Genomic DNA, 16,283 nt, shown 5'->3' on the forward strand with positions numbered 1-16,283 from the left:
TTGGAGGGACATCGTTATGGCGGATTACTGGCAAACTATGATATTACCGATGCTAGAAGGAGCAAAAATGACAGTTTTACTGTTCTTCATTGCCATTCTGGTATCGATTCCATTTGGCTTTTTACTAACACTCACCGTAAAAAGTCGGATAAAACCACTCGCTTGGCTTGCACATACGTATATTTATATCATGCGTGGTACACCACTATTACTACAATTATTATTAATTTGCTTTGGTCTACCTATGCTGCCAGTAATCGGTGAATATTTAGTATTGGATCGTTTTGTAGCCGCATGTCTTGGCTTTATTTTAAATTATGCTGCCTACTTTGCAGAAATATTCCGTGGTGGTCTTCTTGCCATCGATAAAGGACAATATGAGGCAGCCCAGGTACTCGGCTTATCCAAATGGCAAACGACGACACGTGTTATTTTGCCACAAATGTTTCGTGTCGCCTTACCCGCTTTATCAAATGAATCCGTTACACTAATTAAGGATACAGCCCTACTTTATGCAGTTGCTGTTCCAGAATTACTACATTTTGCGCAAACAGCTGTCAATCGTGACTTCACAATTACACCGTTCTTTATTGCTGGTGCAATTTACTTAGTCATGACCCTTGTCTTGACGGTGTTCTTTAAATGGCTAGAAAAACGCTTTAAATTCGAATAGAGGTGACACATATGGCATTAATGGAAGTAACAAATTTGAAGAAATCTTTCGATCAGGTGGAGGTTCTGAAACAAATTACATTTTCAGTAGAGAAGAATGATGTCATTGCAGTTATCGGTCCCTCTGGATCTGGGAAAAGTACAATGCTTCGAAGCTTAATACATTTAGAAGAAATCGATGGTGGCAGTATTGTAGTAGATGGCGATTATTTAGTGCAAGATGGTCGATATACAAAGCCACAAGACATCAAAGCAATCACAGCTAAAATGGGGATGGTCTTTCAACACTTTAACCTGTTCCCCCATTTAACCGTTCAGCAAAACCTTGAAATGGCACCGAGCTTATTAAAAACAGAATCGGCAGAAGCCATTACAAAACGCTGTCAAGATTTACTACAAAAAATTGGTCTTGCCGACAAGGCCAAGGCTTTTCCAGCTAATCTTTCTGGCGGCCAAAAACAGCGGGTAGCAATTGCACGTGCCCTTATGATGAATCCTCAAATTTTATTATTTGATGAGCCTACCTCTGCCTTAGATCCTGAGCTGACAGGCGAAGTATTAAAGGTTATGAAAAGCCTAGCAGAGGATCAGATGACGATGATTGTGGTAACACACGAAATGGGCTTTGCACGAGAGGTAGCAAATAAGGTCGTCTTTATGGATGGTGGTCAAATTATCGAATCCGATCATCCAGACAACTTCTTTACAAACCCTCAAAACGACCGTACAAAGGCATTTTTACAAAAGAATCTTAACTAAGTTAAGGGAGAGTTGGCTTATGCCGCTCTCTTTTTTTATCTTCTTTACGTACACAAAAGGAATAGGACTCGCATGTATCCTATTCCTTTATTACATTATTCATTTGGAAATTTCGGTAGATAAATCATGACCTTAAATAAATCACCATCTACTTGAACTAAGAATTTGCCATTCTGGATGTGAATAAGGCTTTCAGCAATCGACAACCCTAATCCGCTACCTTGACTTGATCTTGATTCGTCGCCCCGTTTAAAGCGTTCCATTAACTCATCAACTGAAATATTTAATTCATATGCTGAAATATTTTTAAATGTCACAAGTATTTCATTCCCTACGTCTTCAACACCAATATATACCCTTGATGTAGGCAGTGCGTATTTAAAAATATTCGAGAATAAGTTTTCGATGGAACGCCATAGGAGTTTACCATCAGCCTTCACATACACTTTTTCTGTTGGATGGGCTAACTTAAAATCTAATGACGAGGCTTCAATTTTTTCATCCATTTCTCCAATTCCTTGCGTTAGTAATGAGACGATATCAATCCGTTCTAACTGAACAGGTATACTACCACTTGATGCTTTAGCCGCTTCAAATAAATCATCCGTTAAAAGCTTCAGTCTTTTAGATTTTTGATCTAACACATCTACATATTCTTCAATCATTTTAGGATCGTTTTCTAATTTCAATAAATCAACATACGTAATAATTGACGTTAAAGGCGTTCTAATATCATGCGAAACATTCGTAATAAGTTCTGTTTTTAAACGCTCACTCTTGATTTCACTATCCACTGCCTTTTTTAACCCATCTGTAATACGGTTAATATTTTCTGCAAGTTGATTAAACTCCCCTTTTCCGTCAACTTCAATTCGATGATGAAGATCTCCATTTTTAATTTGCTCTACACCCTCTTTAATGCGGTTAAACGACTTCACCTTTCTCATTGCCAACCAGGCAGCAATCCCCATCGTAATAGGAAACATGAAAAACGTAGCCGCCACTACTAATGGATAGCCAATAACTAGCAGCACAATTTTGACGCCTGTACTGCCACTGTCAAAAACATGTTTCAGCAAAATAAATAGCTTTTTGAATAGTTGATAGAGGAGTGTATGCTGAAATAACGTTCTATTTTTAATATGCTTTACGAGTGATAAAATCAATAGTAAGCCAATGATAAAAATAGGCACGGTGAAGAACATGTACATATCACGGAAGACTTCAACAATCATGGCGATCCACATCGCTGTTAAGCAACCGATAAGCACAATATTAAGATCATTATAAAGTTTATCTATGACATGGAAATGAATTTCTTCTTTATCAAATGGCGTTCTTCCAATAACTATGATTAAATACACAAAACATAAAATAAACCCTGCTAGAAATACTATCCATTCATTCAGAAAACCTTGGGCAGCCGCTTTATCTTTTTCCCATTCCGATATTTTTTGCTGTAGGTAAGAATCTTTAAACGCCACATAAATAACATCTGTTTGTGGGTTCAACATGTTAACTTCGTGTGTAAAGTAATCCAAGTATTGACTTTCTTTCACTTCATTTGGGTAAAGCTTTTGTTGATAATCTTCAAATAACATATAGGCATCAAAGGATTCAAATTGCTCTTTCTTAGTGAGATCACTATTGGAGAACTTATGTTCACCGTCACTCGCATAAAACACAATTCCTTCATAGGCTTCGAGCGAACTGCGTAATTGATAAAAATTTCTTACCTGTTCTGTCATACTTTCATCTTTTGTTCTAGCAATGTCTTTTGCATATTTTTCCTGATAGATGTGCTTATTTTCCTCTTCACTCAAATTAGGATTATATCTGTAAGAATTGCGAAAATCATAATATAATTCCTCTTCGATTCTTCTATTATCCTCTTCTGTTAGTGTCTTCCCACTTAAAATATATTCTTCACTTTTGTATTTTCCGATTAATTGCGCTAAAGGAGCAATAATGCTGTAACTTTCATCTGCGAATGCTCGACTTTCAAAATAGTTATCTTGATTTATACTACTAAGATGAATCTCATTAAATTCCATGTTAATCATTACTCTCGCTATACCAGTTAAACAAGCGACAGCAATTAGAAACACAACTACTTTCGTAATAAGTGCATGACTAATACTTCTCAACTTTCTCAACCTTATACCCAACTCCCCATACAACTTTTAAATACTTCGGCTCTTTTGGATTAATTTCAATTTTTTCTCGAATCTTTCGAATATGAACCGAAACCGTATTTTCAGGATTAATAGCCCTGACATTCCATACCTTTTCATAAATTTCTTCAATCGTGAATACTCTTCCAGCATTGGCTGTGAGAAGCTTTAAGATTTTATATTGCACTGGTGTCAAATGAACCTCTTGTTTATCAACAGTAATGATTTTCTGTTCATCATCAATCACAAGACCACCCGTTTGAAATACAGCACTACTCCTCTCAAGACTTCCAAAGGTCGTATACCTTCTGAGCTGCGATTTCACTCTAGCCACAAGTTCTAATGGATTAAACGGCTTGGCCATATAATCATCTGCTCCGATATTTAATCCCAGTATTTTATCATAATCCTCTGATTTAGCAGAAAGCATAATTAACGGAATCATATTATCTTGCCGAATCTTCATCGTCGCCGTAATCCCATCCATTTTGGGCATCATAATATCCATAATAATAAGATGAATAATGTGATCTCGAATAAGATCGATTGCCTCTATCCCATTGTAAGCTTTGAATACTTGATAGCCCTCATTTTCTAAATAAATGCTAATCGCCCTAACAATTTCTTTATCATCATCACAAATCAAAATGTTCAACTACATTCACTCCTCCACCGCTTTAGGTTCATGTCAATCACCCCTATAGGATTCGTATAAGGATATAATACTAATTAAATCTTAACAAACTCAGACATCAATTCTTAAGATTTTCTTAGTGTTTTCCTTTATGCACACTTTATGTCAAATACAAATTCGAAAAAATCGAAGAATACATAAAAAATGGAGAGCTGGTTTGAGCGGCTCTCCTTTAATCGTCAAATATACAATTCATATTATTCAGCTTGAGATTTCAATCAAAATAGGTAGGTAAATATAGATTATTTAAATGACGAAAAGCTAATTTTACTTGTGATTCGGTATTTCTAGCCATTGATAGAGAGGGCGTTCATTTTCAGCTAAGAACGCAACAGCGTTAGTTTCCATGCCTTCTTCTGCACGTCCTCCAATGATTTCACATTGGATAAACATTTTATAGACATGGTAGAGAGATGGTGGCTGAGGGTGGCACTTCTTATCAAATACACTTATGAGTTTGATTGCTTTTACATCAAATCCCGATTCTTCTTTCGTTTCTTTGATGGCTACTTCACTAGGTGTAAAGCCGATGTCGCCCCAGCCACCTGGTAATGACCAATCACCATACATTTTTTCTTTAACCATTCATATTTTATTGTCCCTAAAAACCACCGCCCGAATATCTATTTTTGGGGTCGCATAACCCGTCTCATTAGCAAATAAATCACGTATAACTGTCTTATCGATATCTGTATGGTGTGCTATAATGCCAACGCTTATTTCTCTTAATGATTCAAACCCTTTCCAAGTCATAAATATCCTTCGAATAAGTTAGTCCTGCCTGTGCAATTGATTGTGGCTGTTTTGCCCACTCAAGCCATTTAGGTTCCATATATTTTGTTTCCCAAAAATCATTGTAGTCAATGACAATTAAATTTACATTATTTGAAAAAAACCGTTTATCCATGTTATAATTCTTAGTGAAGATGTATATAAGTAAATAAGACCATTGGTGCTGGAACACCAATGGTCCTAGTAACAAGATGAATCGCTTCAAAGGCGATTTGCAAAGTGATGAAAGTAAACCATCTCACATGCTGGCGAGGCAGGGGCGGTTTACTTTTTTTGTGTAAAAGTAAATGACAATGCAAGTACAGAAACAATAAGTGTTGAAAGACTTATCGCAACCATTATTGCTTCAAAAATAGTCAAAGGCATCAACTCCTTTCTCTTCCATAAGTTGAATGAGATAGGTTAATATTGTGCCAACCGCCCATGAAACCTCTATCTAGTTACTCTCTTATTATACCATATTTTGGTCTAAAACGGCCACGCTACATGATTGCCTATAATCATAAAAACAGTTGGGACAGGCCCAACTGTTTTACTATATATTCACTATTTTTTTCGGTTTCATCTTTGCAAGTCGTAATAGATAAATAATAAAGACAACCCCTAGTAAGCCTGCACCTGACAAGTAAACTGAAGCATAGCCTGCCTGCACGGCTACCATTCCTAAAATATAAGAACCTAGTGCGATTCCAAGGTCAAACATCGTAAAATAGGTTGCTGTAGCATAGCCACTTCGCTGGATGGCTGTGGATTGAACGGCTAATGCTTGCAAGCTTGTCGTCACAGCACCATAGCCGAAACCTACAAAAATAGCAGCACTCAAAAATAATACGGGCCCCTCTACAAAAGCGAGCATAACGAGCCCGATGGCGAAGGAGATAATGCCGGGAATAATAACAAATTGTGGTCCCTTCGTATCATAAAGTTTACCTGTGTACGGACGCGTAATTAACATGGATGCAGCAAACACCGCATAAAAAAGACTGGCCACAGCCATTAAATCCTTTTGCTGTGCATAGACCGATAAAAAGGATAAAACACTGGCATACGAAAAGGCTACTAAACTAGCAATCGCAGCAACAGGTAACGCTTTTCGCTCAAACAGATCATCAAATTTAAAGGTTAGTTTTCCTTCATGTGCAGGTTTCGGTAAATCATCAGTATTGACCGTAAACGCTAGAATTCCTCCTGCTAGAATACAGATACTCATAACGATGAACAATACGTTAAAGGTACTATATTGTATTAATAATAGTCCGATAAATGGACCAATAACGACAGCTAGATTTGTAGACATCGTGAAATAGCCAAGGCCTGCTCCTTTTCGTTTAGCTGGAACGATATCAGCCGCTAAAGATCCTGCAGCTGTTGTAATAATACTAAAGAAAATCCCTTGTATAAAACGTAGACCAAGTAAAAGGCCGAATGGATGAATAAATAAATATAAGACGGTACATATAAAATAGCCCCCGATTGAGAGGACTAACAGTTTTTTCTTACCAAATACATCCAACAGTTTTCCTGAAAACGGGCGTACAATGATAGCTGACAATAAAAAGCCAGACAATAGAAGCCCTGCCTCCTTATCTGTCTGATGTAGCTCCCCTATTGCATAAAGCGGCAAAGTCGTTACAAGTCCATAAAATACAAAAAAAACTGAGATATTCGTTAAAAATAGACTAATGAAACGCTTCGTCCATATTTGTGTATTCTCTTCTTGCTGCATGTCCATCAACCTTTCATTTTTTCCAATAGCTTCAGAAATTGCTCTTGTTCTTCAGCAGTTAAAGAACCTACCATTTCCTCCTCAAACGCTCGAATAGTCGCTGTAATGGCTGGTAGGCGCTCCTCTGCTTGTGTGGATAAAGTCACTATCTTTTCTCGTTTATCCTCACCATCTAATCGTTGTACCCAGCCCAATGCCTCAAGCCTTGTAATCGCTCTGGTGATACTTGGCGCTTCCACATTTAAATATTTCCAAATTTGCGTCAATGTCATCGGTCCATTTTTATGTAAGCAATATAAAATGGTCCACTGAGAACTATATAAATGATGCTGCTTCAGCACTTCATTTAAGCAATTAGTTAAATAGCGATTTTTTTGGAATAAAGCATGGAAAATTGGATTCATCACTATCTACCTCCTAAAATTATTTACCTAGCTAAATAAATACTATACGCTTCATTTTTTTCTTTGTAAAGGAAGTAATTTGCCAAGATGGCTTGACCAGCAGCAGGAAATTTGTTGCATGTGTCGAATAAAAGTTAATAAACTTTCAATGTAAAGGAGATGGAATCATGGGGAAAAAAGTTTTAATACTTGCAGGAGATGCCGTAGAGGCTTTAGAGATTTTTTATCCTTATTATCGTTGTCTTGAGGCAGGCTATGATGTCACAATTGCAGCACCATCAGCTAAGAAATTACAAACTGTACTACACGATTTTGTAGATGGCGTCGATACATACATCGAGCGACCTGCCTATGGTTTAGAGGCACATGCTTCTTTTGCTGATGTTGATCCAACCCATTTTGATGGATTGATTATTCCTGGTGGTCGTGCGCCAGAATACATTCGTTTAAATGAGCATGTGCCAACACTCGTATCCCACTTTTTCGAAGCGAATAAACCGATTGCAGCCGTTTGTCATGCGGCACAAATTTTCGCAACGATTCCTGAAGTGCTAAAAGGACGTGAGCTGACAGCCTATATTGCTTGCAAGCCAGAGGTGCAAGTGGCTGGCGCTACTTATATTGATGCCAATCTTCATACAGATGGCAATTTAGTAAGTGGACATGCCTGGCCTGATTTACCAGGCTTGATGCGTGCGTTTATTCAAAAGCTTGAAAGTTAAATGAATGAGGATGCCTTTTCTGGGCATCCTTTTTTTCATGACGTACTTTCTTGTAATTCAATTTTTTCTACCTTTTGTGTTGCACTTTGATAACTAATTCTTACATAGACACCAAATTCCTTATCGGGTTGCTTGAGCCAGAGCTTAAACTTTTCGATTGTTGACGCCCCATGTACTTCTTTACCCTCATGCAAATAATCGATAATTTTGGCTGAAGGATATTTTGCCTTTACCTCTTTGATGGCCATTTGTCCCCATTTGGCATAGGCTGGAGGTGCTTCTTGTTGTGCATTTGCAACCATTGCTGTTTGTATGAACACAGTAAGACAAACAAGCACAATCCCAAGTAAATATAACTTCCTCACTTGAATCACTCCTTTAAAAAATAAGCGCTCCAAAAAGATTTGGAGCAGCTTGTCTTTATTGCTTTGGCTGTTGAGGGTTATTATGAATGACTTGGTTAAACTCTGCTGAGTACTCCTCACGATCATTCTTTTTATGTGTATCTTCCTTCTTTTTCTTTTTAAAGCTTGTTTTTCTCTTTTTTGCCATGATTTGTACCTCCGTTATTTCGTTTTATTGGACTGCTGGTTTTTATCATGATTCGTTTTATTGTTTTTATTTTTAGCTTTTGCATCAAATTCTGCTGCGAATTCTTCGTTTAAGTTGTCATTCGGATTGTTGTTATTGCTATTACTTCGATCAAGATCCTTACTTTTGTAAGTACCAAAAGGATTATGCGTTCGCATATTCATGGTTTTACTGTTATTTCGATTATTACGTTTCCCCACGTAACATCACCTCCTGCACATAATTTGTTCAAATTGAGGCGTTACTATGTAGGTCAGTTTCTTCGCTAATTGTAAAAAAATGAACATGACTAATATGTATTAGTCATGTTCATTCATATTTCGTCCCTAGACAATTGTATATTCTGTAATGTTGAGCAATGCTCCGACAGCGCCTGAAAAACCATGATCGTTAATAAAGACAGGTGTATGCTTTTTCGTACGTGTATAATTTGCAATCACACGGGCAAGATGAGCATTATTGCTGAGAGTTGATCCAATATAGACAATATGCTGAGCCTTTTTTTCTTCCGCATATTGAATGCTAAGCGTGGTAATAACTTCACCTACTAGACCCTGAACCGTCGCTATAATATCCTCTGCAGGATGTTTCATGGACTGGGTAATGCCTACTTTCCCAAAATTACTTGCAGTTAAATGACCATCAATAGGTGTATCCATGCCCTGATAAATGTCCTTAACTAATAAATCAATGCTCTCACGATGGCCCTTGTCAGCCATTTCTCGTATTTCATTGTAATCTGTAATCCCTGTTGTAAGCGCTGACAATCCAATTAACGTCCCACCACCAACGCCTGTCCCGCCAACGCGAATATGGGTATTGCCCTCCATGTAATGAATGGAAGTGCCTGTCCCGATATTGGTAATCATGCTACGCTCAAAAAAGTAGCCTTCTTTATTTAGTAAAAATCGGACACCCTTTAATGTTGCTTCAAATTCCACTATATAATGAATCGATTTCATTGTTTTAATGACATCAAGTAATTGCTCTGTACGTCCCCCCGTAACACCAATATCCTCAATATCTGGATGATCGATAATCCATTTTTTTACAGATTGCAGATCATTAGACGGAAAGGTTGTTAAAACAAGTTCATTGTGTTGATCTAAATAAGCAACCTTTGTCAATGTGCCGCCTGCATCAATACCTATAGCCTTTGGCATACAATTCTCCTTTGTTTTTATTACGCAACTTTGTCATATAATGATTGCAGTTTACGCGAAGATTAAGGCAACTATTAAAGTACATGCCCTCATTGGTACGAAGGATTTTGCAAGGAGTTTTGTGTGCCAAAATCCTGACCAATTAATTTGTTCGTACAAAAGCTAAACGCTCAGTACAATCCCCCAAATTGTGTAATGACATTTTCGCCCTTTCTAAACTTTAACGCTGTTGAAATGATTGTGCAATAACTTCGTAAACTTTCATGAAAAAATCATGGAAAATATCAAATTTTTTCTATATGATAGCTGAATTTTAATGCATTTCTAAAGCTTTATTATCATTCTACTAAAAAAATAAAGCTTTGTTAAAGCATAATGCTGTTTTTGAAATTTAACGAATATTCTAAAGCGGAATATGAAGATTTATATAAACAGATTCCAGGAGAGCACTCATTAGTGCTTGAAATGAAGAGATTAGCTATGCACGATGCCTATCATATTAAGGCGCTTTGGGTGGTTCATGAAATAGTGATGGGAGAGTCCAAATCGGACGTTCCACTATTTAAATCTTGAAATGTAAAAAAAAGTGAAAATGCACTGCTTGAACAGGCACTTTCACTTTCCTAAAACGATTAATTAGCGTGCTGAATAGCCACCATCAATGACAAGCTCGGCACCTGTAATGTAAGAAGCTTCATCAGATGCTAAAAATAAAATAGCATTCGCTACTTCTTCTGGTTGACCAAGGCGACCCATTGGTGTTGCTCTTACTAACATATCCATTGCTTCTTTTGCTTCTGATAATTTAGCAGTCATTGGTGTTTCAATGACACCAGGGAATACTGTATTGACACGAACATTGAAAGCACCAAGCTCTGATGCCGCTGCACGAGCAATCGCACGTAAAGATCCTTTAGAGGCTGTATAGGCATTAAAGCCAGCGCCAATAATTGCTGTGTAAGAGGATGTATTAACGATAGAGCCTTTCCCAGCTTCTTTCATATAGTTAGAGGCATGTTTAATGCCCAGGAAAGGTCCAAAGGCATTGATATTATGCATGATTGACCAATCCGCTTGTGTAATTTGATCTGGCCCTTTTTCGGATGAAATACCAGCATTGTTAATTAAAATATCAATGCGACCATATTTCTCCACAATGGCTTTCGTCACTTCTGCCCAGTTTTCGTCAGAGGAAACATCTAATTTCATCCCCTCTACATGGTCAAGCTCAGAAATTTTTGCTAGGTTATCTTCATTAATATCAGCTGCAATTACCGTAGCACCCTCTTGGGCAAACAATTTCGCCATTGCTGCACCCATACCAGATGCGCCACCAGTAATCATCGCAATTTTGTTATCTAAACGTCCCATTTTTCTAAACTTCCTCTCTTCTGTAATGTGGTTTAACTTATACTTTCGTCCACAATGAAAGTATAGGTTTAAATAGTTTACTATTAAACTATATCACTTTTAGGAAACGTTTTCAAAGAATATCTCTCTAAATATGAACAATCTGTTTTATCTTTCCCTATTTTTACGATACGATATACTATAGATGTGGAACCATTTGAACGGAGGAATACAAGTGAACGAGCAAAAAAGACTTTACAAAGAAGCGATGCAGGTTTTGAAAGATACAAGCCGCACGTTTTATATACCTATTACATTTTTAAAAAATGATTTAAAGATATCAGTGGCTGCAGCCTATTTAGCAATGCGTGCCATTGATGAAATTGAAGACCATGAAGAACTTTCTAATGATGTAAAATTTGAATTACTGTCAGCAACGAGTGAATTACTAAAGGACAATTTCAATAACGAAGCCTATCAGTCATTACTTGCACCTTATGCAGAGCTATTACCTGAAGTATCCCTTCGTTTAGCAGATTGGCTGACATTTTGCCCTGAGGAATCCAGAAAAATTGTACAGGCTTCCACAAGTGAAATGGCTTTTGGGATGGCAAAATGGGCAAAGGCGAATTGGCAGGTCCGCACACGTGAGGATTTAGACGATTATACATACTACGTGGCTGGGCTTGTAGGGACGATGCTGTCTGAGCTTTGGGCATGGGGTGCAGGCGTTCAAACGGATCGCGAGCTAGCAATAGGCTATGGCCGTGGATTGCAGGCTGTCAACATCTTACGTAATCAGCATGAGGATTTAGATGAACGTGGTGTAAGTTTCGTACCAGAGGGATGGACACGCGAGGATTTATTTGCGTATGCAGAAGAAAATTTAGCCAAAGCAGATTTATATATGAAGGATATCAATAAACGTACTATACAGCTATTCTGTCGCCTACCACTTGCCTTAGCGCACAAAACACTAAAGGCAATGCAAGAAGGACGAGAAAAAATGACTCGTGCTGAGGTAGAGCAAACTGTTGAAGAGGTACAGGCAGACTAACATGAAAAGCCCCAGTAAACGATTACTGGGGCTTTTCTTATTTATATCGCATCAATAAATCTTACAATTAATTCATAGCTGAAATAGATGGATAGCATCGATAACAACATCAGTACGACACCTTCTACCTTGCTACCAGTTTTCGTTGTAAGTGGAAAACGAATGGAGACAGTCGCAGGGAAAAATAGTTTAACCCCTTTTTTTGTACACATATCAAGTATGATATGACTAGCCATCCCGATAATTATTCCAATAGATATCGCTCGATAGGGAATCAACATATGTAATAAAACCATCATGCTTATTAAAAACAACAAACTATGTGTAAAGGAACGATGTCCAAATACTGTAGTCACTAGCTTCGCGATGAGGGGAAATGTTCGACCTATTTTACTACCTCTATGACAAATATCTGGAAGTAATGCACCAATAACCCCCGCACCAACTAAGACAAGTGGGTTATCATTTGAAAACTGCGCAAAGGCAAGACTTGCTGTAATGCCCCCAACGATATGGGTATTCCCTTGCATAAATTACTTCCACTCCTTTTCTCTTATTTTTCCTTCTTAATGTAACATAATTCGACACAAAAGGGAACATACATTCCGAACGTACGCTCGAAACTTTTTCCACTCTGATTGTATAGCTAGTTAAATTATGGATAAACATAGTGATGGAGGTTAAATATGAGAGCTTATAAAGGAATACTTTTTATTTTCATCATTTTGTGTGGTAGTGCTTTGCTTTGGTATTTTAGCAAACCGATGGCACCGATTCATCCATTGAACACACTAAGTCATGTCATTGGTGGCTTAGCCATAACTTGTTTATTTCTTGTATTCTTATTAGCTACAAGAATAAAAATGTTAGAGCGATGGTTTAGTGGTCTTGAGCATGTCTATTTTTATCATAAATTACTAGCAATCCTTTCACTTGTATTGATTCTTATTCACGGGCAATTACAAAAAATGATTCCTGATGAAGAGCTAACACAACAAACACCACTCAACGAATTCGCAAAAGATCTTGGCGAGCTTGCTCAATACGGCTTTATCTTCCTAATCATTCTTGCCTTTATTGCAAAATTCCTGAAGTACGAGCATTGGCGCTGGCTTCATCGCTTATTACTTGTGCCCTATACATTGGGTATTTATCATGCTTATTTTTCTAGCCACTATGATTTATTACAGCCCTCAGCTTTAGGAATTTTTACAGCATTAACAACTACGATTGGATTTATGTCAGCCCTTTATATGCTGACAATGTATCAGGATATGTTCTTTCCCTATAAAGGTCAGATTTCATCCATTCAAAGGCTGACTCCTGAGATATTGGAAATTAAGTTGAAGCTTACAAAACAGCTGGATTATCGACCAGGACAATTTCTCTTTCTGAAAGTCTTTCAAGAGGGTATCGAAAAAGCACCACATCCCTTCTCTATTTCTGGAGGGTGTGGACAACAAATCAATCTTACAATGAAAGCTATTGGAGATTATACCAAACAGGTCTACAACCTTATTCAGGTTCATACAGAGGTTGCTGTAGATGGCCCCTATGGTCATTTTGACTTCGGCAAGGGGAATGCACAGCAGCTATGGATTGCAGGTGGTATGGGCATCACCCCATTTCTTGCCTATTTACACACGCAGCCTGATAAGAAAATTGACTTATATTATTCTTTTCACGGGCAAGACAATGTCATCTACAAAGATTTTTTAGAGGATTATGCACAAGCAAATGACCATTTTAATGTCACATTTATTGATACAACACAGCGCAATAGACTCTCTGTTAATGAGTTATCCGTTTCTCCACAAACTAGTATTTATATATGTGGACCAGAAAAAATGATCAAGCATTTCAAATCGGCTGCACCTAAGAAAAATGTAAAATGGGAAGCTTTTTCATTTAGATCTTAAAAAGGTGTACACCTAAATCTAGATGTACACCTTAGCACTAAATCGTGAATTTAGTTGCTTCTTCTTGCAGATTTTGAGCAAGTTGCGCTAATTGCTCTGAGGCTACAGACATCTCATTCATTGTCGATGCCTGCTCCTCCGTGATGGCCGATACATTTAATGTATGATCATTTGTTGCAAGTGCCTGTTTGCTAATTTCCTGTACTTTTTCGGTTACTGCCTGCAACTTTTCAAAAGCATCAGATGTCGTTTTGCTTGTCTTTTGCATGGTGTTTTGGAGACCTTCAGTTGCACTGGCAATTGTATCGAAGGTCATGCCTGCCTGTTGAACAGAGCCAATGCCTTGATGAGCTATTTTTCGACTTTGCTCCATCATCTCTACCGCGTCATTCATTTGTTCCTGAATCGTCTGCACAACCTTTGCAATATCTAACGAAGCACGGCTAGTTTGTTCAGCCAGTGCTTTAACCTCTCCTGCAACAACGGCAAAGCCTTTCCCTGCTTCCCCTGCTCGTGCTGCCTCAATGGCAGCATTAAGTGATAGTAAATTAGTTTGGTCGGTAATAGCCGAAATGAGCTGACTCATCTGCTCTATTTGAATCGAATGCTCCTTCAACCCATTCACCAGATTGGCACTACTGTCAACCTGTGCATGTAGGTGGACAATATCATTTACGAAACCATGTATTTTTTGTGATCCGCCAGTAGCGAGTTCAGAGGTTTTTTGTGATTGTTGGACAGCTTCATGTAAATCGTCCATGGCGGTCTTCATATCCCCACCTAGTTGTGTTGTTACACCCTCTAACTCCCCACTCACCTGTTGTTGTGAACTCGTATTTTCTGCCACCTCTTGCATAGAAATCGCAACTTCTGTGACAGTTTTATTGACCTCTTGCACACTTGCCGTTAATTCCTCTGCAGTAGAAGCAACTGTCTCGGTTTCAGCTACAATGCGCTGCATCATCGAACCTAATGCTTCCACAGAGTCATTATAATACTGCGCCATTTCACCAAATTCGTCCTTCGTATGAACGGCCATTTGTTGCGTTAAATCACCTGTAGCAAGATAGCCTAAATGAGTATTCATTGTTTTCACTTCCCCACGGATATAACGAGCAAGGAAATAAATACTAATTGCGATAAGTAAAATTAGAACGACACTGATCACGATTTGCTGTTGAAGCATTGCCTGTATTTCGCCGTAAAGCTCAGTTGTCGGAACCAGTAAAACTAACTTCCACGGCATATCTTGTATTTGCATAAATTGTAAGGTAAAATCACTACCCTGACTGCTTGTATGTATTAACTTTTTTTGATCAGAAATCTGCTCCACAGGCATGTTCAACAACTGCTGGATCGTTTCTTTATTCACTTTATTTACATCAGGGTGCGTTAAAATTTTGCCACTATCATCAATTATAAATGCATAACCACTCTCTCGAATTTTCACGTCAGAAACAATGGATTGAATTGAATCTAATACATAATCCCCTGTAATAACGCCAATGGGCTTAGAATCTTTGACAATTTGTGTACCAAATGAGATAAACATTTCCCCAAGAGCTTCATCAAAATAAGGTGCAGTATGAACTACCTTATTAGATTGGATACTATTGCGATACCATTCTTGCTCGTGAAAATGATAGGCAGGATCTTCATAAGCATCCGTAGAGACAATTTTTTCTTCTTCCTTATAGGCATAAGGCCCGAAAATTTCCCCTTTTGCCACATCCTCCTCTAGCCATAATCCCATACCATACGTTTCCTTATTGAAAGGCAATAGCTGCTGTACGTAGCGAATAAATTGCTCTCTGGTCATCATACTGTCAGCCGATTCTATTGTTGTCTTTGCACTATTTATGAGCTGAATGTGTGCATGCAATTTGCTCTCAACGGAACCTGCAACATCATCCGCTAGTATAGACATTTCATTTTCAATAGAGCTTTCAAGTTCATTGGATACGTTCAAATAGTTAAGGAAGGTCATACCACCTAAAAAAACAGTGATGACAGGAATAAGCATTGCGATTTTTGCCATAATATTTAAATTTCCTAATAGCTTTTTCATTCACCTTCACTCCATATCTATTATTATTGCTCTATTCCATCTCTAGTATAAATGGATTATACGTACAAAAATATGTTTTTTTTGCAACTTTTAAATCCTAGTTTCAAGACTCTTTAATTCGAGCAATTTACTTGGAAAATGAATTCATTTATCGTATAGTAAAAAACGCATCATACCATGAAGGAGACAAAA

16 protein-coding genes and 1 pseudogene are annotated in these 16,283 nt (G+C 37.8%); 5 read left to right on the forward strand and 12 right to left on the reverse strand.

The genetic code is table 11. The features are described from left to right. Window positions 1-16: 16 nt before the first annotated feature. Both AAJG31_RS05570 and AAJG31_RS05575 read left to right on the forward strand, forming a co-directional pair. Window positions 17-673 (forward strand): amino acid ABC transporter permease, encoded by a 657-nt coding sequence (locus tag AAJG31_RS05570; RefSeq protein WP_066037703.1) that lies wholly within the window; start codon window positions 17-19, stop codon window positions 671-673. Window positions 674-684: 11 nt separating this feature from the next. Further along, on the forward strand, window positions 685-1,431 hold the full coding sequence (locus AAJG31_RS05575; RefSeq protein WP_066037702.1) for an amino acid ABC transporter ATP-binding protein: 747 nt from the start codon (window positions 685-687) through the stop codon (window positions 1,429-1,431). 95 nt (window positions 1,432-1,526) lie between these two features. On the opposite strand, the gene AAJG31_RS05580 is transcribed toward AAJG31_RS05575, so the two are convergent. The 5 genes and pseudogenes from AAJG31_RS05580 to AAJG31_RS05600 form a co-directional block, all read right to left on the reverse strand. Next, window positions 1,527-3,587, reverse strand: a complete 2,061-nt coding sequence (locus tag AAJG31_RS05580) for a HAMP domain-containing sensor histidine kinase (RefSeq protein ID WP_066037701.1) — start codon at window positions 3,585-3,587, stop codon at window positions 1,527-1,529. After that, window positions 3,565-4,260 (reverse strand): response regulator transcription factor, encoded by a 696-nt coding sequence (locus AAJG31_RS05585; protein WP_048390068.1) that lies wholly within the window; start codon window positions 4,258-4,260, stop codon window positions 3,565-3,567. Before AAJG31_RS05585 ends, AAJG31_RS05580 begins: the two co-directional genes overlap by 23 nt. Before the next feature lie 253 nt (window positions 4,261-4,513). After that, a pseudogene (locus AAJG31_RS05590) lies at window positions 4,514-5,131 on the reverse strand (NUDIX hydrolase). Window positions 5,132-5,626: 495 nt separating this feature from the next. Next, window positions 5,627-6,823, reverse strand: coding sequence for an MFS transporter (locus AAJG31_RS05595; protein ID WP_048390066.1), 1,197 nt, complete (start codon window positions 6,821-6,823; stop codon window positions 5,627-5,629). Then, window positions 6,823-7,221 (reverse strand): MarR family transcriptional regulator, encoded by a 399-nt coding sequence (locus AAJG31_RS05600; protein ID WP_004269373.1) that lies wholly within the window; start codon window positions 7,219-7,221, stop codon window positions 6,823-6,825. The genes AAJG31_RS05595 and AAJG31_RS05600 overlap by 1 nt, the downstream gene beginning before the upstream one ends. Before the next feature lie 167 nt (window positions 7,222-7,388). Here AAJG31_RS05600 and AAJG31_RS05605 point away from each other — a divergent pair, with 167 nt between their 5' ends. Beyond that, window positions 7,389-7,943 carry a DJ-1/PfpI family protein gene (locus tag AAJG31_RS05605; RefSeq protein WP_054550803.1) on the forward strand — a complete coding sequence of 185 codons (555 nt, stop codon included), beginning with the start codon at window positions 7,389-7,391 and terminating at the stop codon, window positions 7,941-7,943. A 35-nt stretch (window positions 7,944-7,978) separates the two neighbouring features. Here AAJG31_RS05605 and AAJG31_RS05610 read toward each other — a convergent pair whose 3' ends face one another. From AAJG31_RS05610 to AAJG31_RS05630, 5 genes are all read right to left on the reverse strand, one after another. Continuing rightward, window positions 7,979-8,308, reverse strand: a complete 330-nt coding sequence (locus AAJG31_RS05610; protein ID WP_054550802.1) for a DUF3889 domain-containing protein — start codon at window positions 8,306-8,308, stop codon at window positions 7,979-7,981. A 55-nt stretch (window positions 8,309-8,363) separates the two neighbouring features. Then, on the reverse strand, window positions 8,364-8,495 hold the full coding sequence (locus AAJG31_RS05615) for a hypothetical protein (RefSeq protein WP_004269370.1): 132 nt from the start codon (window positions 8,493-8,495) through the stop codon (window positions 8,364-8,366). A gap of 14 nt (window positions 8,496-8,509) precedes the next feature. Beyond that, window positions 8,510-8,734 (reverse strand): hypothetical protein, encoded by a 225-nt coding sequence (locus tag AAJG31_RS05620; protein WP_004269369.1) that lies wholly within the window; start codon window positions 8,732-8,734, stop codon window positions 8,510-8,512. A gap of 126 nt (window positions 8,735-8,860) precedes the next feature. Beyond that, window positions 8,861-9,697 carry a type II pantothenate kinase gene (coaW, locus tag AAJG31_RS05625; protein ID WP_036076313.1) on the reverse strand — a complete coding sequence of 279 codons (837 nt, stop codon included), beginning with the start codon at window positions 9,695-9,697 and terminating at the stop codon, window positions 8,861-8,863. A 636-nt stretch (window positions 9,698-10,333) separates the two neighbouring features. Then, window positions 10,334-11,068 carry an SDR family oxidoreductase gene (locus AAJG31_RS05630; protein ID WP_004269367.1) on the reverse strand — a complete coding sequence of 245 codons (735 nt, stop codon included), beginning with the start codon at window positions 11,066-11,068 and terminating at the stop codon, window positions 10,334-10,336. 214 nt (window positions 11,069-11,282) lie between these two features. Between AAJG31_RS05630 and AAJG31_RS05635 the strand changes: the two genes are divergently transcribed. Continuing rightward, the gene (locus tag AAJG31_RS05635; protein WP_081977460.1) at window positions 11,283-12,104 is read left to right on the forward strand and encodes a squalene/phytoene synthase family protein; all 822 of its coding nucleotides are present in this window, start codon (window positions 11,283-11,285) and stop codon (window positions 12,102-12,104) included. A 41-nt stretch (window positions 12,105-12,145) separates the two neighbouring features. Here AAJG31_RS05635 and AAJG31_RS05640 read toward each other — a convergent pair whose 3' ends face one another. Then, entirely contained in the window at window positions 12,146-12,634 is a 489-nt protein-coding gene (locus AAJG31_RS05640; RefSeq protein WP_036076312.1) for a metal-dependent hydrolase, read from the reverse strand. Window positions 12,635-12,790: 156 nt separating this feature from the next. Here AAJG31_RS05640 and AAJG31_RS05645 point away from each other — a divergent pair, with 156 nt between their 5' ends. Next, window positions 12,791-14,023 (forward strand): ferric reductase-like transmembrane domain-containing protein, encoded by a 1,233-nt coding sequence (locus AAJG31_RS05645; protein WP_279494531.1) that lies wholly within the window; start codon window positions 12,791-12,793, stop codon window positions 14,021-14,023. A 37-nt stretch (window positions 14,024-14,060) separates the two neighbouring features. On the opposite strand, the gene AAJG31_RS05650 is transcribed toward AAJG31_RS05645, so the two are convergent. Further along, window positions 14,061-16,091: a methyl-accepting chemotaxis protein gene (locus AAJG31_RS05650; RefSeq protein WP_103117777.1), complete on the reverse strand. Its 2,031-nt coding sequence runs from the start codon at window positions 16,089-16,091 to the stop codon at window positions 14,061-14,063. Window positions 16,092-16,283 lie beyond the last annotated feature (192 nt).

The sequence above is a fragment of the Lysinibacillus sp. BS3 genome (assembly GCF_039614735.1).
GTDB classification, from domain to species: Bacteria; Bacillota; Bacilli; order Bacillales_A; family Planococcaceae; genus Lysinibacillus; species Lysinibacillus capsici.

Bases quoted from the DNA above. Each gene is read 5' to 3' on its own strand.
- coaW (WP_036076313.1), bottom strand. From the start codon at position 9,697: ATGCCAAAGGCTATAGGTATTGATGCAGGCGGCACATTGACAAAGGTT.
- AAJG31_RS05595 (WP_048390066.1), bottom strand. From the start codon at position 6,823: ATGGACATGCAGCAAGAAGAGAATACACAAATATGGACGAAGCGTTTC.
- AAJG31_RS05575 (WP_066037702.1), top strand. From the start codon at position 685: ATGGCATTAATGGAAGTAACAAATTTGAAGAAATCTTTCGATCAGGTG.
- AAJG31_RS05570 (WP_066037703.1), top strand. From the start codon at position 17: ATGGCGGATTACTGGCAAACTATGATATTACCGATGCTAGAAGGAGCA.
- AAJG31_RS05640 (WP_036076312.1), bottom strand. From the start codon at position 12,634: ATGCAAGGGAATACCCATATCGTTGGGGGCATTACAGCAAGTCTTGCC.
- AAJG31_RS05600 (WP_004269373.1), bottom strand. From the start codon at position 7,221: ATGAATCCAATTTTCCATGCTTTATTCCAAAAAAATCGCTATTTAACT.
- AAJG31_RS05615 (WP_004269370.1), bottom strand. From the start codon at position 8,495: ATGGCAAAAAAGAGAAAAACAAGCTTTAAAAAGAAAAAGAAGGAAGAT.
- AAJG31_RS05605 (WP_054550803.1), top strand. From the start codon at position 7,389: ATGGGGAAAAAAGTTTTAATACTTGCAGGAGATGCCGTAGAGGCTTTA.
- AAJG31_RS05630 (WP_004269367.1), bottom strand. From the start codon at position 11,068: ATGGGACGTTTAGATAACAAAATTGCGATGATTACTGGTGGCGCATCT.
- AAJG31_RS05645 (WP_279494531.1), top strand. From the start codon at position 12,791: ATGAGAGCTTATAAAGGAATACTTTTTATTTTCATCATTTTGTGTGGT.
- AAJG31_RS05650 (WP_103117777.1), bottom strand. From the start codon at position 16,091: ATGAAAAAGCTATTAGGAAATTTAAATATTATGGCAAAAATCGCAATG.